The organism is Microcoleus sp. B3-A4 (genome assembly GCF_036705385.1).
Classification (GTDB): Bacteria; Cyanobacteriota; Cyanobacteriia; order Cyanobacteriales; family Microcoleaceae; genus Microcoleus.
The window spans coordinates 1-3,385 of record NZ_JAUBUI010000171.1 but is presented as its reverse complement, the minus strand read 5'-3'; the positions used below and the strand labels follow the sequence as shown (position 1 = coordinate 3,385).

The window sequence follows — 3,385 nt, the reverse complement described above, 5'->3', positions numbered from 1 at the left end:
TACGAGTTAAATTTAGCAGTTCCAAAAAGCCAAACCTCGACTATAACATAAAAGTAATTCTGCAAGAGGTCTAATCTGAAACAACACGATCGCCCGTTAGCGAAGCCCTCGAAGAGGATCGCCCCAGCCAAATAGTCCTGAACCCACATCGAGGCCAGAAACCGGGTTTCTTCCTATATCTCTAGCCCAGAATCTGCGATTTTTCAGAGAAACCCGGTTTCTTCGCGTAACTCCTACCAAATCAAAATCTGGCAATACGCTAAATATAATTAAAATTTGTTAAGATTAACTCGACCTCAGCGCCGGCATCCCATCCGCCGCTAAACCAGCCCTTCCCCAGTCCCCACAACAATGCTGCGACTCGAACACATCAGTAAAATTTACCCCACAGGCGTCGTACTCAAAGATGTCACCTGGGAAGTCAAGCCAGGCGATCGCATCGGCTTAGTAGGCGTTAACGGTGCCGGCAAATCCACCCAACTCAAAATCATCGCCGGCGAAATCGAACCCACCGCAGGCGAAGTCATTCGCCCCGCCAGCCTCCACATCGCCTACCTCTCCCAAGAATTTGAAGTAGATCCGACTCGCACCGTCAGAGAAGAATTTTGGCGCGCCTTCAGCGAAGCCAACGAAGTCCACGAAACCCTGATGCAAGTGCATCGAGACTTGGAAGCCTCCACCCCAGAAAATCTCGACGAACTGATCCACAAAATGGATCGGCTGCAACGGCAATTTGAAGGCTTAAACGGCTACGGTTTAGAAGCCCAAATCGAGAAAATTCTGCCCGAAATCGGATTTGAACCAGAAGACGGCGATCGATTAGTCAGCGCCTTCAGCGGCGGCTGGCAAATGCGGATGAGTTTAGGCAAAATTCTCCTGCAAAAACCCGACATCCTGCTACTAGACGAACCTACCAACCACCTCGACTTAGAAACCATCGAATGGCTGGAAGTTTACCTGAAAGGGCTGATAACCCCGATGGTAATCGTATCCCATGACCGGGAATTTCTCGATCGGCTCTGCACCCAAATCGTCGAAACCGAACGCGGCATTTCCACCACCTACCTCGGCAACTACTCCTCCTACCTGCTGCAAAAAGCAGAAGCCAGAGAAGCCCAACTCAGCGCCTACGAAAGCCAGCAAAAGGAACTCGAAAAACAGCAAGCATTCGTAGAAAAATTCCGCGCCAGCGCCACTCGCAGCACCCAAGCCAAAAGCCGCGAGAAACAGTTAGACAAAATCGAACGCATCGAAGCGCCCACCGGCGGATTAAAAACTTTGCATTTCCGCTTTCCCCCCGCACCCCGCAGCGGCCGCGAAGTAGCAATAATTGAAGATTTGGTGCACACCTACGGCGAAAAAATCCTATTTTTGGGAGCCGACTTATTAATTGAAAGGGGCGATCGCATAGCCTTTCTCGGCCCCAACGGCGCGGGCAAATCAACCCTGCTGCGACTGATTATGGGTTTAGAAAAGCCTTCTGAAGGTACAGTCAAATTGGGAGGTCACAACGTCATCCCCGGTTACTTTGAACAGAATCAGGCAGAAGCCTTAGATTTGAATAAAAGCGTGATCGAAACCATTCACGACGAAGTACCCGACTGGAAAAATGAAGAAGTTCGGACTTTGTTGGGGCGGTTCTTGTTTACGGGCGAAACAGTATTCAAACAAGTCGGCGCTTTGAGCGGCGGCGAAAAAGCCCGCCTAGCTTTGGCAAAAATGCTGTTGAATCCCGTGAATTTGCTGATTTTGGACGAACCGACAAATCACCTCGACATTCCGGCGAAAGAGATGATGGAAGAGGCGATTCAGAATTATGACGGTACCGTAATTATCGTTTCGCACGACCGCTATTTCATCTCCCAAGTCGCCAACAAAATAGTCGAAATCCGGGATGGAGAGTTTCGTACTTATTTGGGAGATTACCACTACTATCTGGATAAAATAGCCGAAGAAAAAGAGCTAGCAAAAATCGCCAAACTTGAAGCTGAAAAAGCGGCTAAAAAAGCCGAAAAAGAAGCGAAGAAAAAAGCAACAGCTAAGCAAAAATAAAGCGGCAACGGTCGCAGATAAACCTTAGATATTCGTTTATCTGCGTTCATCTGCGGTTAGAAATAAAAAATCCCTATTTCTAACCCAAGACTCTATTAATTATCTGATTCGCCTGCGACTCATAACTCCCACCAAACAAATTAAAATGATTCAAAATGTGATATAAATTATATAAATTTTTCCGCCGATCGTAGCCTCCATCCAACGGCCAAACCTCATTATATCCTAGATAAAACTGCGCCGAAAACCCGCCAAATAACTCCGTCATCGCGATATCAACTTCTCTATCTCCAAAATAAGTTGCCGGGTCAAAAATTACCGGTTCCCCCGCAGATGTTACCCCTGCATTCCCCCCCCACAAATCCCCGTGAACCAGCGAAGGTTGCGGTTGGTGGCCTGCTAACAACTCAGGAATTAGCTCTAATAAACGTTCCCCTTGCGGAAAATGACCACCCCGACGCCTTGCCAATTTTAACTGATAACCAATCCGATGTTCTGCCCAAAATTCTGCCCAATTTGCCGTCCAATTATTAATTTGCACCGTTAAGCCGATCGTATTATTAATATCCCAACCAAAAACTCCCCTTAGCAAGGTAGAATTACGCTCTTCTCCCTCCCTTAGCAAGGGGGGGTTGGGGGGGGTGTATTTGTGCATTGCCGCGAGTTTGCGCCCCATTTCTTCCCAAGCTCTCTCGCCCCCGCGACTTCCCAAATCCAGCCATTCCAGCACAATATAAGCGGAATTCCCCTCAGTTCCCCAGCAAATCGGCTCAGGTACTCGAATCGTCTGGGTTGCCCGCATTTGCTGCAAACCCAAAGCCTCGGCTTCAAACATCGCAAGTTGGGAAGCTTGATTGATTTTCGCGAAGTAAGCGCGGGAACTGCTGCTAATAGAATAGCCTTGATTGATGCAGCCGCCGCTGACAGAATGGCGATTGTCGATCGAAAATTTGTCTCCTGTTACTTCGGCAAGGCGTGCGGCAATTTTATCCCACATTGAATCAAATTGTATTGAGGGCGATAGAAATTACTTTAACAGGTATAGCAACTTAAAACTTAATTGGCAAAAACACCACATATCCTATCTATATAGATAGGATATGTGGTGTAAATAAGGTTCCCGGCATCGAGGTATTGTTGAGCGACAGTGCAGGGGGAAAATATATTAGGCATCTGGGGGTTGAACAAGCGAGCTCGGGATGGTATCGGGGTGGTGCCACGACCTCGGGTGACACTACCGAAAAGAGGTAAGGGTGAAAAACCCTGAAGACTGCAGAGAATTAAGTCATCATGATTACCATGTGGAAACAGAGGTCAAGCCCTCGGTCTATTA

At 47.9% G+C, this 3,385-nt stretch carries 2 protein-coding genes; one reads left to right on the top strand and one right to left on the bottom strand.

Annotated features, from left to right (window positions below; all coding sequences use genetic code 11):
• The first annotated feature begins 351 nt into the window (after window positions 1–351).
• Window positions 352–2,052 (top strand): ABC-F family ATP-binding cassette domain-containing protein, encoded by a 1,701-nt coding sequence (locus QUB33_RS28905; RefSeq protein ID WP_333357944.1) that lies wholly within the window; start codon window positions 352–354, stop codon window positions 2,050–2,052.
• 79 nt (window positions 2,053–2,131) lie between these two features.
• Here QUB33_RS28905 and QUB33_RS28900 read toward each other — a convergent pair whose 3' ends face one another.
• The gene (locus tag QUB33_RS28900) at window positions 2,132–3,049 is read right to left on the bottom strand and encodes a fructosamine kinase family protein (RefSeq protein ID WP_333357939.1); all 918 of its coding nucleotides are present in this window, start codon (window positions 3,047–3,049) and stop codon (window positions 2,132–2,134) included.
• Window positions 3,050–3,385 lie beyond the last annotated feature (336 nt).